Source organism: Pseudonocardia sp. Ae150A_Ps1 (assembly GCF_001932315.1).
Classification (GTDB): domain Bacteria; phylum Actinomycetota; class Actinomycetes; order Mycobacteriales; family Pseudonocardiaceae; genus Pseudonocardia.
The window spans coordinates 6,058,647-6,083,447 of record NZ_MCIJ01000001.1 but is presented as its reverse complement, the minus strand read 5'-3'; the positions used below and the strand labels follow the sequence as shown (position 1 = coordinate 6,083,447).

The following is a 24,801-nucleotide window of genomic DNA, read 5'->3' as shown; positions in this document are numbered from 1 at the left end:
AGCAGGAACCGTTACAGAAACGGGTGGATCTTCACGCGGGCGTCACGGATCGCATCACACCCGGACGGACGTATCACCCGGACGGGTCGTCGCGCCACGCCGCCGTGTGCGCCGAGTAGCGGATCGGGTCCGGATCGTCCCCGTAGAGCGTCGCGGCGGCCTGCTTCCGTTCGGCGTAACCGGCACGGGCCCGGTCGTCGGCACGGAGGCGGTCCCGGATCCCGAGCGCGTGCCGCCACGCGGGGGAACCGTGGACCCGCACGACGACGACGGCCGGCCGGCCCGGATCGGCGGAACGGTGCACCCGGACGGTTCCCGCGGCGTCCGGCTCCGCCCCCGGGTCCACCGGGAATCCGGCGTCGGCGAGCGGACCGGCCAGTAGTGCGGCGTCGGAACGCGACTCGACCGCCAGCTGCAGGTCCAGCACGTCGCGGGCACGGAGCCCGGGTACCGCCGTCGAGCCGACGTGCTCGACGCCGCGCCCGAGCCGCCCGGCCGCGACGCCGATCCGGTCGGCGAGCCTGCGGGCCTGCCCGGCCCAGTCCGGGTCCGGCTCGACCAGGCTCGGGACCCCGTCGGAGACCGGTCGCCCGCGGCGCAGGTTCTCCTCGAACGGCACCAGCCGCTCGTCCCACAGCGCGTCCACCCGGCGACGGGTGGAGTCCTCGTCGCCGGAGTTGTCGAGCCAGACGTCCGCAGCGGCCCGGCGCTGCGCGTCGGTGGCCTGGGCCGCGGTCCGGGCGCGGGCGTCGGCCTCGGCCATCCCGCGGGCCCCGACGAGCCGACGGACCCGCTCCTCGGCGTCGACCCCGACCACGACGAGGAGGGGGAACGCCGGCGCCGTCCCGCCCTCCACGAGCAGCGGGACGTCCTGCACGACGATCGCCTCCGGCGGCGCCGCGGCGACGAGCTCGTCCGAGCGTGCCCGCACCAGCGGGTGCACGATCCCGTCCAGCGTGCGCCGGGCCTCCGGGTCCCCGAAGACGATCGACGCGAGCGCGGGCCGGTCGAGCTCGCCGTCCGGCCCCAGCACGCCGTCACCGAACGCCCCGACCACCGCGGCGAGCCCCTCGGTCCCGCCCGCGACGACCTCGCGGGCGATGCGGTCGGAGTCGACCAGCACCGCCCCACGCTCGACGAGACGGCGGGCGACCGTCGACTTGCCCGCCCCGATTCCTCCGGTCAGCCCTGTCCGCAGCACACGAGCACCGTATCGGCGAGGACCGTCAGGACGTGATCAGGTCGCGCCGGGTGCACCGGAGGCGGGACGGCCCGCCTGCGACACGGGGCCGCCCGGCGCCGGCGTGGCCGGCGGCTCCGGGCGCGCCGACGGCGGCTGCGTCGGCGTGAGCGCCGGGAGGATGCGCTGGGCGAGGTCCGGCAGGGTCTCCGAGGCCGGGCGGTTCTGCCCCGGCGCCGCGACCGGCAGGATGAAGGTCAGCGTGTCGACCCCGTAGACCATCGCGAGGGTGGTCTCGTCCGGCCGCTCGATCAGCACCCCGGGGACGGTCCCGACGGTGATGTCCCGCGAGGCCGTGGCGTCCGACCGCTCGGCGTTGGCGTTGAGCTGCCACTGCCGGGTCGCCGATGCGGTGTCGCCGTACCGGCCGATGTTGAGCTGGTAGAGCACCGGGCCGCTGTTGCGGGCGCCGCCACCGCCGAACGCCTGCTCCTGCCCGCCGGCACGGTAGGTGCAGGCGGTGCGCTCGGTGCGGTTCACGGCCGGCTCGGGGACCCCGCGCACGGACTGGACCGACACGGAGCCGAGGACCTGGCCGAACAGCGCACCGGCCTGCTCCGGGTCCATGATCTGCGCACAGTCGGTGGGCAGGGCGATCGGGATCGGCGCGGACCCGGACTGGGCCGAGGCCGAGTCCTCCGCGGCGAAGGTCGGGACGGCGATCCCGGGATCACCCGACGCGGTGGCGCATCCGGAGAGGACGGCCCCGACGAGGGCGCCCCCGGCGAGGAGCGCCACCCGTCCGCGACGGGTGGCGGAGAAGGACTGCAGGGCGGTGCCGGAGCGCGTCCGGCGGACGGAGCGGCCGGCCATGATGACAATCTAGAGCCCGGCGGAGATCGACTTCCCGAACGCAGCCGGAGCGTAGGGCGACCGGTGCCGAACCGTGATCTCTACCCGGCGTGTCCGACCCGACACGCCGTGCAACGGCGCAGGCATCACCCGGTCGTGTCGACACGCCGATGTACTCCCTCGGACGGCCGCCGACATGCGCCGAGCCCCGGCGACCACAGGGGTCACCGGGGCTCGGTGCGGCACTGCGATCCGGCCCGCGGGGGGGCCGGGTCACGGGATCAGGCTCCGCCGGAGAGCTTCTCCCGCAGCGCGGCGAGCTGCTCGTCGCTGGCGAGGGAGCCGCCCGACTCGGCCTGGCCACCGCCGCTGCCACCGGTGCTGGGACGCTCGTCGCCCCCACCCGAGGAGTAGTTGGCCGGCGCGACGTCGTCGCCACCCTCCGCCTCGGCCTCGGCGGCCTTGCGGATCTGCGCCATGTGCTGCTCGTAGCGGGCCTGGGCCTCGGAGTACTGCTTCTCCCAGGTGGAGCGGGCCTCGTCGAAGCCCTCCTTCCACTCGCCGGAGTCGACGTCGAAGCCCTCGGGGTAGATGTAGTTCCCCTGGTCGTCGTACTCGGCGGCCATGCCGTACCGGGTCGGGTCGAACTCGGTCTCGGTCGTCATGCCCTCGTTCGCCTGCTTCAGCGAGAGGGAGATGCGACGCCGGTCGAGGTCGATGTCGATGACCTTGACCATCGCGTCGTCGCCGACCTGGACGACCTGCTCCGGCACCTCGACGTGGCGCTCGGCCAGCTCGGAGATGTGGACCAGGCCCTCGATGCCCTCCTCGACGCGGACGAACGCGCCGAACGGGACGAGCTTGGTGACCTTGCCCGGGACGATCTGGCCGATCGCGTGGGTCCGGGCGTACAGGCGCCACGGGTCCTCCTGGGTCGCCTTCAGCGACAGGGAGACCCGCTCGCGGTCGAGGTCAACGTCGAGGACCTCGACGGTGACCTCCTGGCCGACCTCGACCACCTCGGAGGGGTGGTCGATGTGCTTCCAGGACAGCTCGGAGACGTGCACCAGGCCGTCGACACCGCCCAGGTCGACGAACGCACCGAAGTTGACCACCGAGGAGACGACGCCCTTGCGGACCTGGCCGCGCTGCAGCTGGTTGAGGAACTCGCTGCGGACCTCGGACTGGGTCTGCTCGAGCCAGGCGCGGCGGGACAGGACCACGTTGTTGCGGTTCTTGTCCAGCTCGATGATCTTGGCCTCGATCTTGCGGCCGACGTACGGCTGCAGGTCGCGGACGCGGCGCATCTCGACCAGCGAGGCCGGGAGGAAGCCACGGAGCCCGATGTCCAGGATCAGGCCGCCCTTGACGACCTCGATGACGGTGCCCTCGACCGGCTCGTCGGCCTCCTTGAGGGCCTCGATCGTGCCCCAGGCGCGCTCGTACTGGGCGCGCTTCTTGGACAGGATCAGGCGGCCTTCCTTGTCCTCCTTCTGGAGGACGAGGGCCTCGACGAACTCGCCGACCTCGGCGGGGTCGACGTCGTGCTTGATCGACAGCTCGCGCGAGGGGATGACGCCCTCGGTCTTGTAGCCGATGTCGAGCAGGACCTCGTCACGGTCGACCTTGACGATGGTGCCTTCGACGATGTCGCCATCGTTGAAGTACTTGATCGTCTGGTCGATGGCGGCGAGGAAGTCCTCCTCCGACCCGATGTCGTTGATAGCGACCTGCGGCGTGGTCGGGGCGGCGGTGGTGTCGGTGGACATGTAGTGGGGTGCTCCGATGGATTTCTCTGACATGGGCGGGATTTCTCTGACATGGGCGGTCCGGTCCGCGCTGCTGCAGCAACGCTCACCGGTTCTGGTGCGTATAGCTGTGACGTTGTAACAGTCACCCTCTGGCGTCGATTCCCGTGGTCGGAACCTACGTGCGACGGGCGGTCGCGAGGCGGCGCAGGAGTGGCGCCGGGCGGTCGTCCGACACGTTGACCACGGTCAGGAAATCATGCTACGCGGCACCGAAAGTCCCGGGCAATGCGGGTCCGGTAAACGGGCGAACGGCCGGCACTGCGACGATCGGGTGGCGATGAGCAGCCGCGACGAGTATTCCTCCGCCGAGACCGCCGTCGGGACCGCGGGCGTGGCCCGGCGCCGGGTGTCCGGCGCCGAGTCCGAGGCCGCGGGCCGCCGGTGGTGGGACGCCGACGCCGACGACTACCTGGCCGAGCACGGTGCCGACATCGGCGACGCGGCGTTCGTCTGGTGCCCGGAGAACCTCCACGAGGACGAGGCGGAGCTGCTCGGCCCGCGGGAGTCCCTCGCCGGCAGGCGGGTCCTGGAGATCGGCGCGGGATCGGCCCCCTGCAGCCGGTGGCTCGCCGCGCACGGCGCGCACCCGGTCGCGCTGGACGTCTCCGGCGGCATGCTCCGGCACGCCGCGGCGCTCAACGGACGGACCGGGATCGCGGTGCCGCTCGTCCAGGCGGGCGCGGAGCACCTGCCGTTCGGCGACGGGACCTTCGACCTGGCCTGCTCCGCCTTCGGCGCGATCCCGTTCGTCGCGGAGCCGGAGCGGGTCATGCGCGAGGTGCACCGGGTGCTGCGCCCCGGCGGGCGCTGGGTGTTCGCGGTGAACCATCCGATGCGCTGGATGTTCCCCGACGATCCCGGCCCGGCCGGCCTGACCGTCACGCAGTCGTACTTCGACCGGACGCCCTACCTCGAGGTCGACGGGCAGGGCCGGGCCACCTACGTCGAGCACCACCGGACGATCGGCGACCGGGTGCGCGACGTCGTCGCCGCCGGGCTGGTCCTGGAGGACCTGGTGGAGCCGGAGTGGCCGGAGGGGCACGACCGGGTGTGGGGCCAGTGGTCGCCGCTGCGGGGCGAGCTCTTCCCGGGCACCGCGATCCTGGTGACCCGCAGGCCCGCGTGAGCGCCGGGCGGGCCGGCGCACCGGCCCGCCCGTGCGGTCAGAGCCCGACGACCGCGCCGGTCTCCAGGTCGTAGCGGGCGCCGACGATCGTCAGCCGCCCGTCGCGCACCAGCTCGCCGAGCGCCGGCTCGGTGCCGAGCTGCTCGACCTCGCGGCGGACGTTGGCGTCCACCGCGGCGGCCACGGCCTCGTCACCCTCACCCGAGCAGACGGGCGCGATGTCGCCGACCAGCCACCCCAGCGGCGCGGGTGCCGGGGTGTCACCGCCGGCCGCCACCGAGACCGCCGCCTTCACCGCACCGCAGTGCGAGTGACCCAGCACGACCAGCAGCGGGATGCCCAGCGCACCCGCCCCGTAGGCGAGGGTGCCGCGCACCGCGTCGTCCACGACCTGACCCGCGGTCCGGACGACGAACAGGTCGCCCAGACCGAGGTCGAACACCAGCTCCGCGGGGACCCGGGAGTCCGCACAGGACAGCACCATCGCCGCGGGCGCCTGGCCGCCGACGGCCGACTCCCGGTCCCGGGCCGTGCGGCCCGGTGGTCTCGTCGCGCTGCCAGCGCCGGTTGCCCTCGAGCATCGTCGACCACGCCTCGGTCGCGGTCGGCCTGCCGTCGTTCGCCATGAACCTCTCGTTCCGCTCGGGATGCACCGTCGGTGATCACGATCGCGGGAACCGGTCGGATCGGGCAAGTGCGCACGCCGCGATGTGTCGAGCACCGCGGCCGTACGGGAGGGCCGGGCCGGGCCGGCTGCGACTCAGACGATCCGGTCGACCCGCCCGGTCCCCAGGTCGTAACGGGCACCCACCACCGTCGGCACCCCGCCGGACCCCGGCCCCGACAGGTCCGGGTCGGCCCGCAGTACCGCCACGATCCGCCGGACGTTCTCGTCCACCCCGGCGGCGATCCGCTCCTCGCGCGTGCCGGACGCGGGGAGCGCCGGCGCGATCGCGTCGACCAGGAAGCCGAGACGGCCGGACGGCTCCTCCCCCGCCGCCGCGGCGTCCACGGCCGCGGCGACGGCGCCGCAGGACGTGTGACCGAGCACCACGACCAGCGGGATCCCCAGCTCGGCCCGGCCGAACTCCAGGCTGCCCCGCACGGCGTCGTCGAGCACCTGGCCCGCGGTCCGGACGGTGAGCAGGTCACCGAGCCCCTGGTCGAACACGAGCTCGGGCGGCACCCGGGAGTCGACGCAGCAGAGCACGGTCGCGAAGGGGTGCTGCCCGCCGACCAGCCGGGTCCGGACCTCGGCGCCCTCGTGCGGGTGCTCGGGATGCAGGTCGCGCCAGCGCCGGTTGCCCTCGGCGAGGCGCCGCAGCGCCCCGTCGGCGTCCGGCACGGCCTCCGGGATCCCCGGTGCCGCGGCGCGCGCCGCTCCCCCGGGCGCCGCGGCGGCCGCCGTGGCGGACACGCCCGCACCGACCAGGGCCAGTCCTGTCCCCACCGCGCCCCGCAACACCTGACGCCGTCCGATCCCGTCCATCTGCCGCCCCCGTCGCCGACCGAAAGTTTGCAATGCTCTCTATTGTGGAACGCAACGCTATCGCCACCCGTTCGAGTGATCAAGAGGATCCGGAGTCGCCGTCGTCACCGCGTCCCTGCCTCCGGCGGACCCACAGGGGTCGTAGGGTCGCTCCCGTGCCGATTGCCGCCGCCGAGCTCCCCGAGATGTCCCCCGAGCACTCCGCCGAGCAGCTGGGCGAGCGGATGGGCATCGAGCTGCTCACGACGACCGCCGACGAGGTCGTCGGGCGGATGCCGGTCGCGGGCAACCGTCAGCCGTACGGCCTCCTGCACGGCGGCGCGAGCGCGGTGCTCGCCGAGACCCTCGGCTCGGTGCTAGCGGCACTCAACGCGCTGCCCGAGCGGTTCCCGGTCGGCCTCGAGCTGTCCTGCACCCACCACCGGTCGGCCACCTCGGGACACGTCACCGGCACGGCCCGCGCGATCCACATGGGACGGTCCACGTCGACGTCCGAGATCGTGCTCGTGGACGACGACGGGCGTCGCGTCTGCACCGCGAAGCTCACCTGTCTGCACCGGGACACACGACCGCTCGTGTCCTGATCCTCGCCCTGCGGTACCGCCGCGTTACGTCTCGGCTACGGCCTCGTTCGAGACGTTCGTACCAGTCCTCTCCTCGGCTAGGTTCCGTCCGATCACCCACCCGGGTGTCGTACGACGCCCCACGAGGACGGACGAACGTTGCCACCACCCCGCACACCGCTCCGGAGGAGCGCCCCACGCGCGGGTGACGTCCGCGCGGGCGCCCCACGGCGGTCCCCGACCCCGGCCGCGGTCCGCTGGCTGATCGGGCTGATGATCGCGCTGATCGGCACGATCACGCTGTCCGGCACCGCGCTCGCCGCCGCCGCGCCCGCACCCGCCCCGGCCGCCGCGCCCGCGGTGGCACTCCCCGCCCAGTCCCAGGACGGCATCGACGTCAGCGGCACGCTGCGCGACCAGAACGGTCAGCCGCTCGCCGGCGTCACGATCGTCGCGGCCCGCGACGGCGCCCCGGTCGCCCAGGCCACCTCGCAGGCGAACGGCCGGTGGGAGCTCACCGTCCCGGCGGCGGGGAGCTACACCTTCCGCCTCGACGAGTCCACCCTCCCGCCGGGCACCCAGGTGCTCCAGGGCGAGACGACCCGCGAGGTCGCCGAGGGCTCGCTGAACACCGTCGTCTTCCGGTTCGGCGAGGAGGTCCAGGGGGCCGCCACCGGCGGCTTCGCGACGTTCCTGCGGCTGCTGGTCGACGGCATCCGGTTCGGCCTGGTCATCGGGATCTCCGCGATCGGCCTGTCGCTGATCTTCGGCACCACCAGCCTGACCAACTTCGCGCACGGCGAGATGGTCACCATCGGAGCCGTCGTCGCCTGGTACATCAACGTCGTCGGCGGGGTCCAGCTGATCCCGGCGACGATCATCGCGGTGCTCGTCGGAGCGGCGCTCGGCGCCGCCAACGAGCTCGGGATCTGGCGCAGGCTCCGGAGGCGGGGCGCCGGGCTGATCGCGCAGCTCGTCGTCTCGATCGGCCTGTCGATCGCGCTCCGCTACCTGATCCTGATCTTCTTCGGTGGCCGGTCGGAGTCCTTCACCGACTACACCGCCCAGCAGGTGCGCAACTACGGCCCGATCGCGCTCACCGACAAGGACCTGTCGGCGATCGTCATCGCCGTCGTCGTGCTCCTCGGGGTGGCGCTGCTGCTGCAGCGCACCCGGATCGGCAAGGCGATGCGCGCCGTGTCGGACAACCGGGACCTCGCGGCGTCCTCGGGCATCAACGTGGACCGGGTCATCCTGTTCGTCTGGATGCTCGGCGGCGGGCTGGCCACCCTCGGCGGTGTGCTGTTCGCGCTGTCCGAGCTCTCCAGCACGGTGCAGTACGAGATGGGCTTCCGGCTCCTGCTGCTGATGTTCGCCGGCGTCATCCTCGGCGGCCTGGGCACGGCCTACGGCGCGCTGCTCGGATGCCTCATCGTCGGCATCCTCGTGCAGCTGTCCACGCTCGTGCTGCCGCTCGACCTCAAGTACCTCGGCGGTCTGGCGGTGCTGATCGTGATCCTGGTGTTCCGTCCGCAGGGCCTGCTCGGGTCCAAGGCCCGGATCGGCTGAGGGGGACACCGTGATCGATGTCGGACAACTCCTGACCGTCGGGTTCTCGCAGCTGATCGGCCCCTCGGCCATCTTCTTCGCGCTGCTGGCACTCGGCCTGAACATCCACTTCGGCTACACCGGGCTGCTGAACTTCGGCCAGATCGGCTTCGCGCTGGTCGGCGCCTACGGCATGGGCATCTCCGTGGCCAACTTCGGTGCCCCGCTCTGGCTCGGTGTGATCATCGGTATGGCCTGCGGCGTCGCGCTGGCACTGATCCTGGGCATCCCGACACTGCGGCTGCGGGCGGACTACCTCGCGATCGTGACGATCGCGGCCGCCGAGATCCTGCGGCTCGTCACCCGCTCCACCTCGCAGACCGACTTCACCGGCGGCACCCAGGGCCTCACCGGCTTCGCCGACGCGTTCGCCGCGGCGAACCCGTTCACCCAGCCGTCCTACGACATCCTGGGACTCGAGGTCCGCGGGCCGGACCTGTGGGCGATCCTCGTGGGCTGGACGATCGTCGGGCTGTGCGTGCTGCTCACCTGGCTGCTCGTGCGGAGCCCGTGGGGCCGCGTCCTCAAGGCGATCCGCGAGGACGAGGACGCCGCGCGGGCGCTGGGCAAGAACGTGTTCGCCTACAAGATGCAGGCGCTCTCCCTCGGTGGCGTGTTCGGCGCCCTCGGCGGGATCTTCTTCGCCCTGGCGACCCAGTCCCTCACGCCGGACTTCTACTCCCCGCCGCAGACGTTCTTCGCCTACGCCGCGCTCATCCTCGGCGGCGCGGGCCGCGTCTTCGGGCCGGTGATCGGCGCGATGCTGTTCTGGTTCCTGCTCTCCATCGCCGACGCGTTCCTGCGCCAGGCGACGGCGGGCGAGAACCCGCTGCTGCCCTTCATCTCGTCCCAGGACGTCGGCGCGATCCGGTTCGTGCTCGTCGGCGCCTTCCTGGGCCTCATGATGGTGTACCGACCACAGGGCATCTTCGGACGCCGGAGGGAGGTGCTCGGCGATGGCCGCTGACCGCGGTCCCCACGGGGACGACAGCCCAGACAGCACCGACGACACCGAGATCACCCGGGACACCGCGCTCACCGGCGCGGACACCACGGACACCGGGAACGCCCCTGCCGACCGCCCCGACCCGGGCCGCGCGCTGGCCGGCGTGTCCCCCGAGCCGGGGGTCGCCAAGCCGGACGCGGTGCTCACCGTGGACGGGGTGACCCGCACCTTCGGCGGCCTCACCGCCGTCGACGTGGGGCACCTCGAGTTCCAGCGCGGCGCCATCACCGGCCTGATCGGGCCGAACGGCGCCGGTAAGACCACCCTGTTCAACCTGCTCACCGGCTTCGACCGGGCCGACTCCGGCTCGTGGGTCTACGACGGCACGCCGCTGCAGAAGCTGCCGCCGCACCGGGTGGCACGCCGCGGCGTCGTCCGCACGTTCCAGCTGACCAAGGCCCTGGCCGGCATGACCGTCATCGAGAACATGCGCCTCGGCGCCACCGGCCAGCGCGGGGAGAGCTTCCTCGGCGCGCTGTTCACCGGCTGGGGCGCCCAGGAACGGCAGATCACCGAGCGGGCCCACGAGCTGCTGGCCCGCTTCAAGCTCGACACCAAGGCCGACGACCTGGCGGGTTCGCTCTCCGGCGGGCAGCGCAAGCTGCTCGAGATGGCGCGCGCGCTGATGATGCAGCCGAAGGTCGTCATGCTCGACGAGCCGATGGCGGGCGTGAACCCGGCGCTCACCCAGAGCCTGCTGGGTCACGTGAAGTCGCTGCGCGACGAGGGCATGAGCGTGGTGTTCGTCGAGCACGACATGGACGTCATCCGCGACATCTCCGACTGGGTCGTCGTCATGGCCCAGGGGCAGGTCATCGCGGAGGGGCCGCCGGCGGCGCTGTCGTCGAACCAGGCCGTCGTCGACGCCTACCTGGGCGCCCACCACGACCAGGTGCTCGAGTTCGACGCCGACGGCAACCCGGTGGGCGAGACCGCCGACCTGGTCGCCGAGATGGAGGCCGAGGAACTCGGGGAGGCCGAGCACGGCCGGGACGCCCGGTCCGACGAGGAGAAGCGCACATGACCGAGAACCCCGGCCCGGGCACGACCCGGGACGCGGAGCAGGCGGCGACGCCGGAGGCACACCGCGAGCTGGCCGAGGGGGCGCTGCTGCGCGTCGACTCGCTCGTCGCGGGGTACGTGCCGGGGGTCGACATCCTCAACGACAGCGACTTCTTCCTGCGCGACGGGGAGATCGTCGGGATCATCGGCCCGAACGGCGCCGGCAAGTCCACGCTGCTCAAGGCGATGTTCGGGCTGATCCCGGTGCGCCGGGGCACGGTCCGGCTGCGCGACGCCGACATCACCGGCGCCAAGGCGCACGCCCTGGTCACCAAGGGGCTCGGCTACGTGCCCCAGCGGGACAACGTGTTCCCCTCGCTCTCGATCGAGGAGAACCTGGAGATGGGCGTGTACCTGCGTCCCCGGACCTTCGCTAAGCGGTTCGAGGTCGTCGCGGACCTGTTCCCGATGCTGGGACAGCGCCGGAAGACCAAGGCCGGGTCGCTGTCCGGCGGTGAGCGCCAGATGGTCGCGATGGGCCGGGCGCTGATGATGGAGCCGTCGGTCCTGCTGCTCGACGAGCCCTCCGCGGGCCTGTCGCCGATGTTGCAGGACGAGGTCTTCGTGCGCTGCAAGCGGATCAACGCCGCCGGCGTCTCGGTGATCATGGTCGAGCAGAACGCCCGCCGGTGCCTGCAGATCTGCGACCGCGGCTACGTCCTGGACCAGGGCCGGGCCGCCTACACCGCGGGTGGCCGGGAGCTGCTGAACGACCCGAAGGTCATCGAGCTGTACCTCGGCACGCTGGCCGGGAGCAGCGAGAAGAAGGACTGAGCCGCTCCTCCGGCGACGGACGGCCCCGCACCCCCTCGAGGGGTGCGGGGCCGTTCGTCGTTCCCGGAACCAGGCCGCCGGCCCGCGGACGCCCGAGGGGCGGACCGCCGTGGCGGCCCGCCCCTCGGGATCGTCGTGCGCGGTGCGTCAGCCCTGCGCGCCCACCTTGATGTAGGTGGTGTCGTCGCTGAGCTCGTTCTGCGGCGTGAAGGTCAGGACGCCGTAGGAACCGGAACCGGGCTCACCGGCGTCGGTGAAGTCCAGCGTGCCGGTGACGCCGTCGTAGTCGACGTCGCCGCCCCGGTCGAGGATCGCCTTGCAGGCCGCGAAGGTGGTGCACTTCTCGCCCTCCTTGGTGACCGCGTTGATCTGCGTCCCGATGTCGGCGCCGTTGGTGGACTTGGCCGCCTCCGCCGCCAGCGCGGAGACCACGACGGCGTCGTAGGACTCACCGGCGTAGTTGACGTCGGTCAGCGCCGGGTCCTCGGCACGCAGCCGCTGCTCGAAGTCTCCGGAGAGCTCGGTCAGCGGGGTGGTGCCCTTCATCCCGTTGAGCAGCCCGGGCGGAAGGCCCTCGCCGAGGGCGTTGCCCATGTTGCCGTCGGTGCCGTAGAGGCGCTTCTGTGCCGGGCCGATCTGCACCTCGTTCATGCGGGTGATGATCCGCTTCGACTCGTCGAAACCGATCACCGCGATCGAGTCCGGGTTGAACTGCGCGACCTGGTCGATCTCCGGGTTGAACGACGCCGCGTTCGGGTCGTAGATGATCTTCTGGATCTGGTCCTGCGGAATGCCGGCCGAGACCAGGTTCTGCTCGGTGTTGTCGGCGAGACCCGCACCGTACGGGTCGTTCCGGGCCATGATGCTCACCCGCTGGCCGCCGTCGGCGGTGATCAGCTGCGCGAGCGCCTGCGCCTGCAGGACGTCCGGCGGTGCGGTCCGGAAGTACAGCCCGCGGTCCTGCCAGCAGGTGAACTCGTCGGAGGTGTTCGCCGGCGAGAACTGCACCACCCCGGCGCCGGTGACCTTGTCGATGACCAGCTTGGACACACCGGACGCCGCAGCACCCACGATGACCTGCGAGCCGGCCGCGAGGTGCCGGTCGACGGTCTGGTTGGCGATGTCGGTGGTGTCGTCACCGGAGTCACCGCGCAGGTGCTGGACCGGGTTGCCCAGGACACCGCCCGCGTCGTTGATCTCCTTCAGCGCCACCTCGACGCCCGCGAACTCCGGCGGGCCGAGGAAGGCGAGGCTGCCGGTCTCCGGCAGCAGGGAGCCGATCTTCAGCGGCGCGGTGCTGGGTGTCCCGGTCGCCTGGGCCTGCGGCGGGGTGCAGTCGGCACCGGCGGCGGACGGAGCCTCCGATCCACCTGCCTCTCCACCGGAGCCGGCGTCCCCACCACCGCCGCATCCGGCCAGAACCAGCGACGCCACCCCGGCCAGGGCGGCGACTCGCCACATTGATCGCGTCATACAAGTTCCCCTTCGAGCGCTCCCCCGCCGTCGACGTGGCGAGGGAGGATGGCGGAAAACTAGTACGCCCGCACCAGGAAATGGGGTCCGGTCACCGCTCGTGACACGAATGTGATGATTCGACGCACAGATGTCACGAACGGATCTTTCGATGTGTCGGCCGTGCGACGCGGGGTGACGATTTCGTTGCTCTGTGAACCGGACCACGTCCACGATCGAAGCCATTCCGGAACCGTCGGAACCGTAACGTTTCCACCCGTCCGAGCGATGCGCTCGCGCCCGTGTCACGACGCACGACGGCCCCGCCGCGCGGAGGGCGCGACGGGGCCGTCGGTGCGGGACGGGGCCCGGGTGTCAGGAGGACTTGGCGGGTGCCAGCCCGTCGACGACGGCGTCGGCGACCGCCTTCATCGTCGTCCGCCGGTCCATGGCGGTCCGCTGGATCCAGCGGAAGGCCTCGGGCTCGGACATCTTCTGGTGCGTCATGAGCAGGCCCTTGGCCCGGTCGACGACCTTGCGGGTCTCGAAGCGCTCGTTGAGCGAGGCGACCTCGTCCTCGAGCGCCTTCTTCTCCGAGAACCGGGAGACCGCGAGCTCGATCGCCGGCACGAGCTCGTGCCGGGCGAACGGCTTGACCAGGTAGGCCATGGCGCCGGCGTCGCGGGCACGCTCGATGAGGTCGCGCTGGCTGAACGCGGTCAGCATGACGACCGGGGCGATCTTCTCCTCGACGATCACGGCCGCGGCCTCGATGCCGTCCTTCTTGGGCATCTTGACGTCCATGATCACCAGGTCCGGCTCCAGCTCGCGGGCCTGGGTGATGGCGGCCTCGCCGTCGCCGGCCTCGCCGGCGACCTGGTAGCCCTCCTCGGAGAGCATCTCGGCCAGGTCCATCCGGATCAGGGCCTCGTCCTCGACGACCAGCACCCGCCACCCGGGCTGCGGGCCGTCCTCGGCCGGCGTGTCTGCGGGAACGTTGTCGGTCACCGGGGATCTCCTCACGAACGAAACGGGAACTGCGACCGGAGACTTCAGGCTACCGGCGGTGCCGCCCACGACCGAACCACTTCGGCCTTTCGTGTGCGGAAACACCCTCCGTGGGGCGCGTTACCCGTCCGGCCGGAGAGGGCGCCCCCGCACGGCATGGCGCGGGTCACGGTGCACATCACGGCGCACGTCACCGTGCGGGCCCGGGACGTGCGTCGACACGACGCCGGAACGGCCGCGGTGGCGGCGGATCCGCCCTGCGGCGGAAGCGGTGTGCCCCTGGTGGGACTCGAACCCACACTGTATGCATTTTGAGTGCACTGGCTCTGCCGATTGGCCTACAGGGGCGTACTGCGATCAGCGCATTCAGCGCTTTTTCCACTCTAGCGGCCCCGGGGCCCGCCGCGGGACCCGGCCCGGGCTCACGGCCAGGCCAGGAACCGGGTGCGCGGCGGCCCGTCCCCCAGCACGTGGAGCGCTCCTCCGGGCACGGAGTCCGGCAGCAGGAACTCCTCCCCCGGCTCACCGGGGAACCGGATCGCGGGTCCCACCGACGGCGCGACGACCAGCGGGTGCCCGCCGACGGTCGTCGCGACCGGCCGGTGCACGTGCCCGCACACCACCAGCGCGGGTTCCGTCCGCGCGGCCAGCACCGCCGCGAACGGCTCCGCGTCACGCAGCCGGATCCCGTCCATGAACGGGTGCCCGACCGGCACCGGCGGATGGTGCAGCGCCACCAGCAGCGGGGCCGGGTCCCGGGCGGTGTCGGCGAGCAGGTCGACCGCCCCGGCGGAGAGCGCGCCCTCCGGCGCGCCGGGCACCAACGAGTCGAGCAGCACGACGTTCACCCCGCCCGCGCGGTGCACCCGGTCGCCCACCGGCCCGAGGACGGTGCCCATCGCGTCACGGTCGTCGTGGTTGCCGGGCACCGGCAGCACCGCGGCCCCGCCGAGCAGCTCCGCGGCCTCCGCGTACTCCGCGGGATCGCCGTGGTCGGCGACGTCGCCCGTGACGAGCAGGAGGTCCGCCCCGAGCGCGCGGGCACCGGCGACGGCGCGCACGGCCCGCTCCCGGTTGCCCGGCACCCCGAGGTGCAGGTCGGACAGCTGGACGACCGTGATCATCGGTCCGGCCGCTCCAGCAGCGCGACGGCCTCCATGTGGTGGGTCATCGGGAACGCGTCGAACGCCCGCAGCCCCGCCACCCGGTACCCGTGCTCCGCGAACAGCGCGAGGTCGCGGCCGAGCGCGGCGGGGTCGCAGGCGACGTGCACGACCCGGCGGGGCCCGCGGGTGGCCAGCGCCCGGACCGCGGCACGGCCCAGCCCGGTCCGCGGCGGGTCGGTGACGACGACGTCCGGGTCCGGCCGGAGCCGTGCGATCTCGCGCTCCGCGCGTCCCCGCACGAACGACACCTGCGGCAGGTCGGCCAGCGCCGCAGCACCGTCGGCCACCGCCGACGGCGACGACTCCACCACCAGCACCGTCCCGTCCGGGCCGACCTGGCGGGCGAGCACCAACCCGAGCAGCCCGACGCCGCCGTAGAGGTCCCAGGCCACTCCCCCGCGCGGCACGCCCGCCCACTCGTCCACCAGCGTGGCGAGGGTGTCCGCGAGCGCCGGGTGCACCTGCCAGAACGTGCCCGCGGACAGCTCCCAGGTCCGGCCCGCGGCGTGCGCGGTCGCCCCGGAGCCGACCCGCGCGGCACCGTCGTCGCCGACGGTCACGTCCACCTCGGACTCCGGGCGGAACCGCTGCTCCAGGACCGGGCCGAGCGCGCCGTCCGGGACCAGCGGGCAGTCGGCAATCTCGCAGACGTCGTGGCTGCGGTGCGCGCGCAGGCCCGGGACACCGGCGTCGTCGACGGCGAGCCGCACCCGGGTGCGCCAGCCCAGCGCACCGCCCGGCAGCTCCTCGACGACGACCTCGTCGAACGGGAGGAGCGACAGCGGGGCCGCCGCACCGGCGAGCCGGGCCAGCTGCTCGCGGAGCACCGCCGTCTTCAGGTCCCGCTGCGCGCCGGGCGTCGCGTGCTGGAAGTCGCAGCCACCGCACCCGCCGGGGCCCGCCCACACGCAGCCCGGTTCGACCCGGTCCGGGGATGCCTCCAGGACGGCGACGGCGTCGGCGCGGCAGAAGGCCCCGCCCGGGTCCTCCGTCACGACCGCGCGCACCCGCTCGCCGGGCAGCGCGTGCCGCACGAAGACGACCCGGCCGTCGGTGGCCGGGAGACCGTCCTCACCGGCACGGGCGACGCAGCGGCCGCCGTGCGCCACCGGCCCGACGGTCACCTCGAGCATCCGGTCGGTCCAGTCCGTCGCCGGAGCGGAGCTCACGTGTCCCCCTTCGTACCGCGGGTCGCCCCCGCGGTGCTCGTCCCCGTCGCCGGCGGGCCGTCGCGGCGCTCGCCGGGGAGCTGTTCCAGCCCCGGGTAGCCGCGCCGGGAGGCTCCCGGCGCGTCCAGCGGCGAGAGCGCCCGGGTCCGCGACGACGACGGCAGCTGCCACGGCACGCTCGTCACCATCACCCCCGGCTGGAACAGCAGCCGCGTCTTGAGCCGCAGCGCACTCTGGTTGTGCAGGACCTGCTCCCACCAGTGCCCGACGACGTACTCCGGGATGTAGACGGTCACGACGTTGCGCGGGGAGTCGGAGCGGATCCGCTTCACGTAGTCCAGCACGGGCCGGGTGATCTCCCGGTACGGGGACTCCACCACCTTCAGCGGGACCGGGAGCCTCCGCTTGTGCCACTGCTCGACGAGCTTCTTGGTGTCGGAGTCGTCGACGTTGACCGTGACCGCCTCGAGGATGTCCGGCCGGGTGGCGCGGGCGTAGGCGAGCGCGCGGAGGGTCGGCTTGTGCAGCGTCGACACCAGCACGACGGCGTGGTTGCGCGAGGGCAGGACGTCGTCGTCCTCGTCGGCGACGAGCGCGGCGGCGACCCGGTCGTAGTGCAGCTGGATCGCGCGCATCAGCACGAAGAACGCACCCATCGCGACGATCGCGATCCAGGCGCCGAGCGCGAACTTGGTGATCAGCACGGTGATCAGCACGACACCGGTCATGCAGGCCCCGAACCCGTTGATCGCCTGGCTGCGGCGGATCCGGCGCCGCTCGCGGACCCCCGGGCCGAGCTCCAGCTCCCGGTTCCAGTGCCGGACCATCCCGGCCTGGGACAGCGTGAAGGACACGAAGACGCCGACCGTGTAGAGCGGGATCAGCTTCGTGACCTCGGCCTGGAAACCGATCACCAGCAGGATCGCGAACAGCGCCAGCAGCACGATCCCGTTCGAGAACGCGAGCCGGTCGCCGCGGGTGTGCAGCTGGCGGGGCAGGTAGCGGTCCTGGGAGAGGATCGACCCGAGCACCGGGAAGCCGTTGAACGCGGTGTTCGCCGCCAGCACCAGGATCAGCGCCGTCATGACGATCACGAAGAAGTAGCCGGGCGGGAAGTTGTCGAACACCGCGTCCGCGAGCTGCGCGACCATCGTCTGCTGCTGGTAGCCGGGCGGTGCGTCCGGGAACTGGCGGGCCGGGTCCTCGGCGATCTGCACGTGGGTCAGCTGGGCCAGCGCGATCAGGCCCATGAACAGCGTGACCGACATCCCGCCGAGCAGCAGCAGGGTCGTCGCGGCGTTCCGGGACTTCGGCTTGCGGAACGCCGGCACCCCGTTGGAGATCGCCTCGACACCGGTCAGCGCGGCCGCGCCCTGGGTGAAGGACCGCAGCACCAGCAGCACCAGCGCGAGGCCGGTGAAGGTGTCGCCCTCGGCGACGAGATCGAGGTCGGCGCTGGCGGCGCGGACGTCGTCGCCGAGGATCAGGATCCGGGTCAGGCCCCAGACGATCATCGTGCCGACGCCCAGCACGAAGGCGTACACCGGGATCGCGAACGCGGTACCGGACTCCCGGATGCCCCGCAGGTTGATCGCCGTGAGCACGGCGATCGCCGACACCGCGAACAGCACCTTGTGCTCGGCGACGAACGGCACCAGCGCGCCGATGTTCGCGGCCGCAGCGGAGATCGAGACCGCGACGGTGAGCGTGTAGTCGACGAGCAGGGCGCTCGCGACGGTGAGCCCGGCGTTCTTGCCGAGATTGACGGTCGCGACCTCGTAGTCGCCGCCGCCGGACGGGTAGGCGTGGACGTTCTGCCGGTAGCTCGCGACGACCGTCAGCAGGACGACGACGACCGCGAGCCCGATCCACGGCGACATCACGTAGGAGGCGACCCCGGCGACCGACAGCGTCAGGAAGATCTCCTCGGGCGCGTAGGCGACGGACGACATCGCGTCCGAGGCGAACACCGGGAGTGCGACCCGCTTCGGGAGGAGCGTGCTGGTCAGGCGGTCGCTGCGCTGCGGTCGTCCGACCACGAGCCGCTTGAGAGCGACGGCGAGCTTGGACACGGTGCGCAGCCTAGGCCCCCGCGTTCCGGGCGACGCGATAGCGTGCGCGATCAGGCGCACCGGCGTCGCACGTGGTGTGCGGCGCGCTCGGTGCACCGGGAACGAATCGTACATCCCGGGCCCCCGCCCGCCGGAAGGACCACTCCACCATGCACGTCGTGATCATGGGATGCGGCCGGGTGGGCGCGTCCCTGGCCTCGGGCCTGGAGCGGCTCGGCCACGAGGTCGCGGTGATCGACCGCGACCCGCAGGCGTTCCGCAGGCTCGGGCCGGACTTCCGGGGACGCCAGGTGGTCGGCTTCGGCTTCCACCGCAGCGTCCTCGACGAGGCCGGCCTGGAGTCGGCCGACGCGTTCGCCGCCGTCTCCTCGGGGGACAACTCGAACATCATCGCCGCCCGGGTGGCCCGGGAGAGCTACGGCGTCGACAAGGTCGTCGCCCGGATCTACGACGCCAAGCGGGCCGCGGTCTACGAGCGGCTCGGGATCCCCACGGTCGCGACGGTGCCGTGGACGACCGACCGGCTGCTGCGGATGCTGCTGCCCGACGGCGTCGCGACCGCGTGGCGGGAGCCGACCGGCACCGTCGCGGTGCTGCCGCTCCCGCTGCACAAGGAGTGGGTCGGGCACCCGATCGCGGAGCTGGAGCGGGCGACGGGATCGCGGGTGGCGTTCGTCGTCCGGTTCGGGACCGGCGTGCTGCCGACGAAGGACACCACCGTGCAGGCCGAGGACACCGTGTACGTCGCGGCGATCTCCGGCACGGTCAGCGACGTGACGGCGGCCGCCTCGGCGCCGCCGGAGGAGGAGTGATGCGGGTCGCGATCGCGGGTGCGGGCGCCGTCGGGCGGTCCATCGCGCTGGAGCTGGTGGAGTCCGCGCACCGGGTGATGCTGATCGAGCGCGAGCTCGGCCAGATCGACCCGAACGCCGTCCCGGACGCCGAGTGGGTGCACGCCGACGCCTGCGAGCTCGCGTCGCTGGAGGATGCCGGCATCGAGGGCTGCGACGTCGTCATCGCCGCCACCGGCGACGACAAGGTCAACCTCGTGGTGTCGTTGCTCGCGAAGACCGAGTTCGGGGTGCGCCGGGTGGTGGCGCGGGTGAACGACCCGCGCAACGAGTGGCTGTTCGGCGAGAACTGGGGCGTCGACGTCGCGGTGTCCACCCCACGGCTGCTGGCGGCGCTGGTCGAGGAGGCCGTCGCCGTCGGAGACCTGGTGCGGCTGCTCACGCTGCGGCAGGGCCAGGCGAACCTGGTCGAGGTGACGCTGCCCGACGACACCCCGCTCGCCGGGCGTCCGGTGCGGGCGGTGACCCTGCCCCCGGACTCGGCGCTGGTGACGATCCTGCGCGGCGGACGGGTGATCGTCCCGCAGCCGGACGACGCGCTGGAGCCGGGCGACGAGCTGCTGTTCGTCGCGACGGCGGCGGTCGAGGAGGAGATCCGCGAGGCGCTGGCGCGGCCGTGAGCCGCGTCCCTCAGGTCGCGGTGCGGGGCACCCGGCGGACGATGAGGACGGTCGCGAGGATCGCCACCGCCGTCAGCGGGTAGCCCATCGCCAGGCGGGCGACGCCCAGCCAGGTCTCGGAGTCGGCGAGGTAGAGCCCGCCCTGGACGACGACCTTCGCCAGGAACGTCACCGCCCACACGCCGGTGGCCCAGCCGTAGGCGCGGACGAGTCGCGGGTCCTCCCGCCACTCGGTGCCGTGCCCGTTGATGCCGTGCCAGATGGCGCCCGCCAGCGGCCACCGCACCACGATCGACACGAGCGCGACGACGCCGAGGAACCCGCTGTAGAGCAGGCCCGGCAGGTAGAAACCGCGGGCCTCCCCCGTCTGGTTCGCCACCAGCGCACAGATCCCGACGCCGATCAGCCCGGAGATCGCGGGCATCAGCGGGTCCCGGCGGACCAGGCGCCACAGCAGGACGAGCACGCCCGCACCGATCGCGGCGAACACGGCGGTCCGCAGCTCGGTGACGATGTTCGCCACGACGAAGACGATCACCGGGACCGTCGACGCGACGATGCCCGGCACGCCGCCCATCTGCTCCATCAGCGTCGGCGCCCGCTCGGGGGCCCCGCCGGGGACCGGGGCCCCGATGGGGCCGGTCCGTTCCTGCGGGGACTCCTCGATCCACGGGAGCCGGGTGGTGGGGGCGTCGTGGTGGTCGCTCAAGCCTGTCCGATCGGGTCTACTGCGCCTGGCAGATCTCGTAGTACGGGTTGTAGAGCACCTTCCGCCCGTCGCGGACGGAGATCCGCCCGCGGACGCGCATGGTGCGACCGGCCTCGATCCCGGGGATGCGACGCCGGCCCATCCAGACCAGTGTGACGCCCTCGGTGCCGTCGAACAGCTCGGCCTTGAGCGTGGCGTCGGCGCTCTGGGGGCAGAGCTCCACGCTGCGGATCCGGCCGAGCATCGTCACCTCCTCGCCGCAGGCGCAGTCGCGGGCCGGTCGTGCGCCGGTCTCCTCGACGTCCTCGGCGAGATCGCGTGCGTCGAGCTCGTCGACGTCGCTGGTGAGTTTGCGGAGCATCCGGCGGAACGCCCCGCCATCCGTGCTGCCCATGTCTCTCCTCGGCCCGCGCGGCCCCGGACCCTCCGGTGTCCCGCACTCGTGTGGCGACCCGACAGGGTGTCGTGTTATCGCGACGTCAGGGTAACGCGCGGACGCCGCGGTTTGTGCCCTCACCAGCGGATCGGCCCGTGCGCCGGGCCACGCCGACCGGTCTCCCGGACGCGCCCGGTGGTCGGGGCCGGCGGCACCGCGGGCGTTCCGCGGCCGGTGCCCGGATCGCCCCGCGGTGTCAGTCCCGCCGGTGCCGTCCGAGATCGCGGGGATCGGTCCCGGCGGCGCGCCGACCGGCCGGCCAGCGGCCGGTCAGACCGGTCCCACCGGCGGCACGGCCCGGGTCGCCGGTGCCGTCGCCGGCCGCGGCACGCCGGCCGGGCTCGGCGTCGTCCGGACCGTCCGCGTGGTCCGCGTCGTCGCCGTGCCGGTCCCGTCCGTTGCGGCGCCCGGCGGCGGCGCGGCTCGCCCGGTAGTCGGCGAGACCGGTGACGCCGGTCCCGTCGTCGTCCGGTGCGCCCGACGCGCTGCGCAGGAGGTCCTGCAGCGCGCTGCGGGCCTCGTCGGTCGAGGTGGGGCCGCCCTCCAGGTAGCCGCGGCCGGGCACCCCGTCGGCGGCCGACGGCGACCGGAACAGGTCGTCGTCCCCCGCGGGCCACGAGGACCCGGCCGGTCCGGCGGGCTCGGCAAGGGCGGCCGGCTCGGCGTGGGGGGCCGAGGCCGACGGCCGGCCGGTGTCTCCGGCGTCAGCCCGCCGATGGCCGCCGTGACCGTCGAGTCCGGACGACGCGAGCAGGTCCGCGACCGAGGTGCCCCGGCCGCCGCCGTGCCGCCCGGCCCGCCTGCTCGCCGCGATCTCCGAGGACAGCCAGTCGTCCGCGGTGCCGGAGCCGGTGCCGGCCCCGGGGACGGTGTCGGCGGGCGCGCCGCGGCGGCGCGTCCGGCGGGGCAACGGTTCGGCCGCCGACCGCGGCTGCGGCTCGGGCACCGGTTCCGGCAGCGGCTCGGGCTCGGGCTCGGGCTCGCGGTCGAGCGTCGCCTCCATCAGCGGGATGTCCGAGAGCGGGATGTCCTCGATCGCCGACGACAGCCGCTCCGCCGTGGAACGGCCGGGGCCGGCGGCCGGGGCCCCGGTGTCGCGGGCGGCCAGCAGGTCGGCGGCGTCGACGCGGTCCGCGGCGTCGCGGTCGGCGGACCGGCGCCGCCGGGCGGGGGCCGGGGCCGGGACGTCACCGTCGCCGGACGCGGAGTGCTCCTCCCGGCGGGTACGACGGGCCGGACGCCGGGTCTCCGCCGTGCGGTCGCCGGTGACGGGCCCGGCACCCAGGGCCGGATCGGCCTCGGTACCGGCCAGCAGGTCGGCGACCGACAGCGTGGTGACCGCCGGGTCACGCCGGACCGGCGGTTCCGGCGCGGGCGCGCGCTCCGGCTCGGCGGCCGGGAGCGGGGTGCGCGCGTCGAGCGGGTCGGGGACGCCGGCTGCCGGACGCGCGTACGCACCGGTGCCGGCGGGTCCGGCCAGGTCGGCCGCTGGGCGGCGGACCGGCTCGTCGGCGGCCGGGCGGCGGACCGGCTCGTCGGCCTCCGGGCGGACCCCGGGTGCCGGGCCGCGCCGGGTCGCCCCGGTGGAGCGGTCCGGCCGGTCCGGACGGCCGCGGCGGCGGCCGGCGCGGCCCGCGGGGGCCTCCGCGTCGGCGGCCGGGGTGAGCGGGGCGATCGCGGTGCGCTCGCCGGGCTCCTCACGCGGGACCGGGCGGGACAGCGCGGTCCGCTCGGCCTCGGCCGGGGCGGCGGGGCGGCGCGGCACCTGCGGCAGCGCCCGGGTGGCGGGATCGGCATCGGCGGGACGGCGGGCCGGGGCACTCGGCGCCGGGCCGGCAGCGGGGGCACGGCGGACCGGCTCGTCGGCGGCCGGGCGCGGGGTCGCGCCGGTCGTGGCCGCCGGGGTCGCGCCGGTGGTGGGCAGCGGCGTCGCACCGCTCGCGGGTGCCCTCGTGGACCCGGTCTCCCCGGCCGGGCGCGGCACCGACACGGTGATGCTCGGCTTCTGCGGTGCGACGTCGGGCTGCTCCTCGCGCAGGTGCTCGGGCAGCTCCAGCAGCAGCACCGTCCGCGGCGGGTACGGCGACTTCCCGCGGACGACGATGATCCCCCGCAGGACCCGGCGCAGCTCGACGTCGAGCGCCTCGACGGTCTCCAGCGACGCGGTCGCGACGCCGTAGACCATCCAGCGCGGACCGTCACAGCCAACGAACACCGACGCCGCGTTCTCGGTGCGGGCGTGCAGCTCACGGCCCCAGTCACCGCGGGCGTTGCGGACGCGGGCGCCGCCCTTGCGCAGCGACTGCTCGATCTCGGCGGACAGGTCCGGCCACAGACCCGACGAGCGGGGCGCGGCCAGCGCGCTCACCGCGATCCGGCCCTCGGGCAGGAGCAGGTGGACGGCCTGCGGGCGCTCGGCGCCGGCGGGTTCCAGTTTCAGCTCGGCGCCGTAGGGCACCGGCACGTGGACGGCTCCGAGATCGACGCGGGCGAGCGCGTCGGTCATCGACGGGTCGAGCTCCTCGACGTCGGCCGGGCCCAGCGGGCGGCCGCCGCTGCCCGGCGGCGGGACGGACAGCGGCGCGTCGCCGACGCCGTACTCGTCCTCGTCGTAGGGGTCGGAGTCGTCGGGGTCGTCGGGGTCGTCGTCCCCGCCCTCGTCGTACTCGTACTCGTCGGCGGCGGGACGGCCCGGACGGCCCCAGTCCGGGGCGTCGGGGTCGCCACCGTCGAAGCCCTGCGGGGTCCGGTCCCGGGCGTAGGCCGGCTCCTCGGACTCGCCGCGGTGGCTCAGCAGCGGGGGCTCGTCGTCGTCCCACCGGCCGTCCGGGGCGACCCGGTCGTCCGGCCGGTCCGGACCGGGGACGGGGGTGCGGCCGGTCCCGCCGCGGACGGCGCGGACCGCCGTCGTCGCCGCGGTCGCACCCGGGTCGCCGCCCACGCGACCGGCACCGGTGCGCGGGCCGGCGCCGTTCGCCGCCCGCCCGTTCGCCGCACCGCCGCGGCCGGACCCGTTCCGTCCGGCTCCGTCCCGGGGTGCGTCCGGGTGCCCGGAACCGTTGCGGCCTGCGCCGTTGCGCCCGGCGGCACCCGGCGCGCCGTCGCCACGGGCCGCGCCGTTCGCGGGCCGGCCCGGCGGGACCGGCCCGCCGCCGGCGCCCCGTCCGTCGCGGCGGGCGTCGAACTCGGCGTAGTGCTCGTCGTACTCGTCGTAGGACTCGATGTCGGAGTCGCCGTAGCCCGGATACCCGGGATAGGCCCCGGTGCCGGAGTCCTCGACACCGTGCTCGGGACGGATGTCGAACATCTTGCCGCGCGCGCGTCCGGGCATCAGTGGCTGCCTCCCCCGTGCCCGAGCGCGGCGTTCCCGCCGGTCGAGCCGTGTCCCGCGGTTCCGCGCTCGGACCCGGGCAGTTCTGTGACCTCGACGAACCGGGCCGTCTCGACCCGCTGCACGACCAGCTGCGCGATCCGGTCGCCGCGGCTCAGCCGGACCGGCTCGGCCGGGTCCAGGTTCACCAGGCACACCTTGATCTCGCCGCGGTAGCCCGCGTCGACGGTGCCGGGCGCGTTCACGATCGAGAGCCCGCAGCGGGCCGCGAGGCCCGACCGGGGGTGCACGAACCCGGCGTGGCCCGCCGGCAGGGCGATCGCGACGCCGGTACCGACCAGCGCGCGCTCGCCGGGGGCGAGTTCGAGGTCGGACGTCGTCACGAGATCGGCACCGGCGTCACCGGGCCGCGCGTAGGCGGGCAGCGGGACGCCGGGGTCGAGCCTGGTCAGCAGCACGTCGACGGACGGTGCGACCAGCGGCTCGTCCGGGGGAGCGGGGGCGGAACCGGGCACG

Annotated in this window: 22 protein-coding genes and 1 tRNA gene; 8 read left to right on the top strand and 15 right to left on the bottom strand. The window is 73.8% G+C overall.

Annotation, left to right across the window (positions count from 1 at the left end; translation table 11 throughout):
• Positions 1 to 73: 73 nt before the first annotated feature.
• The 3 genes from coaE to rpsA form a co-directional block, all read right to left on the bottom strand.
• Entirely contained in the window at positions 74 to 1,201 is a 1,128-nt protein-coding gene (coaE, locus tag Ae150APs1_RS28645; RefSeq protein ID WP_075301454.1) for a dephospho-CoA kinase, read from the bottom strand.
• Positions 1,202 to 1,237: 36 nt separating this feature from the next.
• Positions 1,238 to 2,053, bottom strand: coding sequence for a hypothetical protein (locus Ae150APs1_RS28640; protein ID WP_075301452.1), 816 nt, complete (start codon positions 2,051 to 2,053; stop codon positions 1,238 to 1,240).
• A 260-nt stretch (positions 2,054 to 2,313) separates the two neighbouring features.
• Positions 2,314 to 3,801, bottom strand: a complete 1,488-nt coding sequence (gene rpsA / locus Ae150APs1_RS28635) for a 30S ribosomal protein S1 (protein ID WP_075301450.1) — start codon at positions 3,799 to 3,801, stop codon at positions 2,314 to 2,316.
• A gap of 319 nt (positions 3,802 to 4,120) precedes the next feature.
• On the opposite strand from rpsA, the gene Ae150APs1_RS28630 reads away from it, so the two are divergent.
• Positions 4,121 to 4,969, top strand: coding sequence for a class I SAM-dependent methyltransferase (locus Ae150APs1_RS28630; RefSeq protein WP_075302755.1), 849 nt, complete (start codon positions 4,121 to 4,123; stop codon positions 4,967 to 4,969).
• Between the two features lie 37 nt (positions 4,970 to 5,006).
• Here the strand turns inward: Ae150APs1_RS28630 and Ae150APs1_RS28625 are convergent, their stop codons facing one another.
• Entirely contained in the window at positions 5,007 to 5,453 is a 447-nt protein-coding gene (locus Ae150APs1_RS28625; RefSeq protein WP_075301448.1) for a carbonic anhydrase, read from the bottom strand.
• A gap of 276 nt (positions 5,454 to 5,729) precedes the next feature.
• Positions 5,730 to 6,419: a carbonic anhydrase gene (locus tag Ae150APs1_RS28620; RefSeq protein ID WP_249266508.1), complete on the bottom strand. Its 690-nt coding sequence runs from the start codon at positions 6,417 to 6,419 to the stop codon at positions 5,730 to 5,732.
• 224 nt (positions 6,420 to 6,643) lie between these two features.
• Between Ae150APs1_RS28620 and Ae150APs1_RS28615 the strand changes: the two genes are divergently transcribed.
• The 5 genes from Ae150APs1_RS28615 to Ae150APs1_RS28595 all read left to right on the top strand — a co-directional run bounded on the left by Ae150APs1_RS28615 (position 6,644) and on the right by Ae150APs1_RS28595 (position 11,471).
• Positions 6,644 to 7,042 (top strand): hotdog fold thioesterase, encoded by a 399-nt coding sequence (locus Ae150APs1_RS28615; RefSeq protein ID WP_050802169.1) that lies wholly within the window; start codon positions 6,644 to 6,646, stop codon positions 7,040 to 7,042.
• Positions 7,043 to 7,294: 252 nt separating this feature from the next.
• The gene (locus Ae150APs1_RS28610; RefSeq protein WP_139317168.1) at positions 7,295 to 8,590 is read left to right on the top strand and encodes a branched-chain amino acid ABC transporter permease; all 1,296 of its coding nucleotides are present in this window, start codon (positions 7,295 to 7,297) and stop codon (positions 8,588 to 8,590) included.
• Between the two features lie 10 nt (positions 8,591 to 8,600).
• Positions 8,601 to 9,596, top strand: a complete 996-nt coding sequence (locus Ae150APs1_RS28605; RefSeq protein ID WP_010223712.1) for a branched-chain amino acid ABC transporter permease — start codon at positions 8,601 to 8,603, stop codon at positions 9,594 to 9,596.
• Positions 9,586 to 10,659, top strand: a complete 1,074-nt coding sequence (locus tag Ae150APs1_RS28600; RefSeq protein ID WP_010223710.1) for an ABC transporter ATP-binding protein — start codon at positions 9,586 to 9,588, stop codon at positions 10,657 to 10,659. Before Ae150APs1_RS28605 ends, Ae150APs1_RS28600 begins: the two co-directional genes overlap by 11 nt.
• Positions 10,656 to 11,471, top strand: coding sequence for an ABC transporter ATP-binding protein (locus Ae150APs1_RS28595; RefSeq protein ID WP_010223708.1), 816 nt, complete (start codon positions 10,656 to 10,658; stop codon positions 11,469 to 11,471). The genes Ae150APs1_RS28600 and Ae150APs1_RS28595 overlap by 4 nt, the downstream gene beginning before the upstream one ends.
• Before the next feature lie 147 nt (positions 11,472 to 11,618).
• Here the strand turns inward: Ae150APs1_RS28595 and Ae150APs1_RS28590 are convergent, their stop codons facing one another.
• From Ae150APs1_RS28590 to Ae150APs1_RS28565, 6 genes are all read right to left on the bottom strand, one after another.
• Positions 11,619 to 12,932, bottom strand: coding sequence for an ABC transporter substrate-binding protein (locus Ae150APs1_RS28590; protein ID WP_010223705.1), 1,314 nt, complete (start codon positions 12,930 to 12,932; stop codon positions 11,619 to 11,621).
• 366 nt (positions 12,933 to 13,298) lie between these two features.
• Complete coding sequence (locus Ae150APs1_RS28585) at positions 13,299 to 13,931, bottom strand: response regulator (RefSeq protein WP_010223703.1); 633 nt, start codon at positions 13,929 to 13,931, stop codon at positions 13,299 to 13,301.
• A 274-nt stretch (positions 13,932 to 14,205) separates the two neighbouring features.
• Positions 14,206 to 14,279: transfer RNA gene (locus Ae150APs1_RS28580), tRNA-Leu, on the bottom strand.
• A gap of 74 nt (positions 14,280 to 14,353) precedes the next feature.
• The gene (locus Ae150APs1_RS28575; RefSeq protein WP_010223701.1) at positions 14,354 to 15,055 is read right to left on the bottom strand and encodes a metallophosphoesterase; all 702 of its coding nucleotides are present in this window, start codon (positions 15,053 to 15,055) and stop codon (positions 14,354 to 14,356) included.
• Positions 15,052 to 16,230: a TRAM domain-containing protein gene (locus Ae150APs1_RS28570; protein ID WP_075302751.1), complete on the bottom strand. Its 1,179-nt coding sequence runs from the start codon at positions 16,228 to 16,230 to the stop codon at positions 15,052 to 15,054. Before Ae150APs1_RS28570 ends, Ae150APs1_RS28575 begins: the two co-directional genes overlap by 4 nt.
• A 32-nt stretch (positions 16,231 to 16,262) precedes the next feature.
• Positions 16,263 to 18,338 (bottom strand): APC family permease, encoded by a 2,076-nt coding sequence (locus Ae150APs1_RS28565; RefSeq protein ID WP_010223697.1) that lies wholly within the window; start codon positions 18,336 to 18,338, stop codon positions 16,263 to 16,265.
• Between the two features lie 149 nt (positions 18,339 to 18,487).
• Between Ae150APs1_RS28565 and Ae150APs1_RS28560 the strand changes: the two genes are divergently transcribed.
• Positions 18,488 to 19,150, top strand: a complete 663-nt coding sequence (locus tag Ae150APs1_RS28560) for a TrkA family potassium uptake protein (protein WP_075301444.1) — start codon at positions 18,488 to 18,490, stop codon at positions 19,148 to 19,150.
• Positions 19,150 to 19,809, top strand: coding sequence for a TrkA family potassium uptake protein (locus tag Ae150APs1_RS28555; RefSeq protein ID WP_029239113.1), 660 nt, complete (start codon positions 19,150 to 19,152; stop codon positions 19,807 to 19,809). The genes Ae150APs1_RS28560 and Ae150APs1_RS28555 overlap by 1 nt, the downstream gene beginning before the upstream one ends.
• Positions 19,810 to 19,819: 10 nt before the next feature.
• On the opposite strand, the gene Ae150APs1_RS28550 is transcribed toward Ae150APs1_RS28555, so the two are convergent.
• The 4 genes from Ae150APs1_RS28550 to dut form a co-directional block, all read right to left on the bottom strand.
• A complete protein-coding gene (locus Ae150APs1_RS28550; protein WP_075301442.1) occupies positions 19,820 to 20,518 on the bottom strand; it encodes a DUF3159 domain-containing protein in 699 nt (232 codons plus the stop codon).
• A 16-nt stretch (positions 20,519 to 20,534) separates the two neighbouring features.
• The gene (locus Ae150APs1_RS28545; RefSeq protein WP_010223689.1) at positions 20,535 to 20,912 is read right to left on the bottom strand and encodes an OB-fold nucleic acid binding domain-containing protein; all 378 of its coding nucleotides are present in this window, start codon (positions 20,910 to 20,912) and stop codon (positions 20,535 to 20,537) included.
• Between the two features lie 238 nt (positions 20,913 to 21,150).
• Positions 21,151 to 24,285, bottom strand: a complete 3,135-nt coding sequence (locus Ae150APs1_RS28540) for a DUF3710 domain-containing protein (protein ID WP_075301440.1) — start codon at positions 24,283 to 24,285, stop codon at positions 21,151 to 21,153.
• Positions 24,285 to 24,800, bottom strand: a complete 516-nt coding sequence (dut, locus tag Ae150APs1_RS28535; RefSeq protein ID WP_010223986.1) for a dUTP diphosphatase — start codon at positions 24,798 to 24,800, stop codon at positions 24,285 to 24,287. Before dut ends, Ae150APs1_RS28540 begins: the two co-directional genes overlap by 1 nt.
• Position 24,801: the final 1 nt, after the last annotated feature.